Consider the following 1,620-nt stretch of genomic DNA (forward strand, 5'->3'; position numbering starts at 1 on the left):
CGGGACGGCGCCGCCCGTCCCGAGGAACGGGACGCGAAGAGACATGGCGAGTCGTCGGGGCGGCGGTTGTAAACCGGTGGCGATGCGGCCGGCGCGGGGTGTAGCGCCCGCGGCCGCTCGGCCCGGCATCGCGGCCGACACCCACATGAGTCCGGCCGCCCGAGGGCGGCCATGCGAGAGCCGATCGCCGCCTTGGTCAGACAGGAGGGGTGGCGCGCGGAGGGCGCGGCCGCCCGCGTCCACTACGAGGGCGGCCGCGACCGGTTCGCGGTGGAGTTCTACGCCGAGACGGACCACGTCCTCTACTGGTCCGTCCCGACCGACGAGGACGAGGGCGGAACGGCCGCCCCGGTCCCGCGCGACGACGTGCCGGACCCGCTCCGGCGTCGCGTTCGAGACGACCTCGACGAGGCCGGGATCGATCCCGCGGTCGAGCGACGCGACCTCTGAGTCCGCCCCGAGGGCGGGGCGGTCCGAGGCCGGCGAGGACGAGATCGCCCGATTGAACGCGTGTTACCGGCGTTTCCTGCCGATGTATTTCGGTTCGAAGGAAACCTATTTGCCGCCCTGACCGATACGGACGCGTGATGAGTGGCGTCGACTGGGAGGAAGACGATCCCTTCGAGGAGCAGCGGGACAAGGTAGAGAATCCGATGAAGCGGCTGTTCGTCGAGTACGGCCGCGACTACGTCCCGCAGGTGGCGGTCGGGGTGTTCGCGAGCGTGTTCGCGCGCCTGCTCGACCTGCTCCCGCCGCTCATGCTCGGGATCGCCATCGACGCCGTGTTCTACGAGGACGCCCTGTTCAGCGAGCAGATCCCGCTGGTCGTCCTCCCCGACGCGTGGCTCCCGACGGCTCAGACCGAGCAGTTCTGGTTCACCATCGCCGTCATCGGCGGCGCGTTCGGGATCGGCGCCGGCTTCCACTGGGTCCGCAACTGGGGGTTCAACGCCTTCGCCCAGAACATCCAGCACGACGTCCGGACGGACACCTACGACAAGATGCAGCGGCTCAACATGGAGTTCTTCTCGGACAAGCAGACCGGGGAGATGATGTCCATCCTCTCGAACGACGTGAACCGGCTCGAACGGTTCTTGAACGACGGCATGAACTCCCTGTTCCGGCTGTCGGTGATGGTCCTCGGCATCGGCGTCCTCCTCTTCTGGATCAACTGGCAGCTCGCCCTCGTCGCGCTGCTGCCGGTGCCGATCATCGGCGGGTTCACCTACCTGTTCATCAGGATCATCCAGCCGAAGTACGCCGAGGTGCGCTCGTCGGTCGGGAAGATGAACTCCCGGCTGGAGAACAACCTCGGCGGGATCCAGGTCATCAAGTCGTCGAACACGGAGCCGTACGAGTCCGACCGCGTCGACGACGTCTCGATGGACTACTTCGACGCCAACTGGGACGCGATCACGACCCGGATCAAGTTCTTCCCGGCGCTCCGCGTGCTCGCCGGCATCGGCTTCGTCCTCACGTTCGTCGTGGGCGGGCTCTGGGTGTTCCAGGAGACGCCGCCGGGACCGTTCACCGGCGACCTCTCGGTCGGGATGTTCGTCGTGTTCATCCTCTACACCCAGCGGTTCATCTGGCCGATGGCGCAGTTCGGGCAGATCATCA

2 protein-coding genes are annotated in these 1,620 nt (G+C 67.2%); both read left to right on the forward strand.

All coding sequences use genetic code 11. The features are described 5' to 3' along the window. Positions 1-171 precede the first annotated feature (171 nt). Positions 172-450 carry a hypothetical protein gene (locus B9G38_RS17105; RefSeq protein ID WP_086221161.1) on the forward strand — a complete coding sequence of 93 codons (279 nt, stop codon included), beginning with the start codon at positions 172-174 and terminating at the stop codon, positions 448-450. Positions 451-587: 137 nt separating this feature from the next. Continuing rightward, positions 588-1,620 (forward strand): ABC transporter ATP-binding protein (locus B9G38_RS17110; RefSeq protein WP_143415617.1); only part of this gene is annotated, 1,033 nt, incomplete at its 3' end.

Source organism: Halorubrum sp. SD612, from assembly GCF_002135005.1.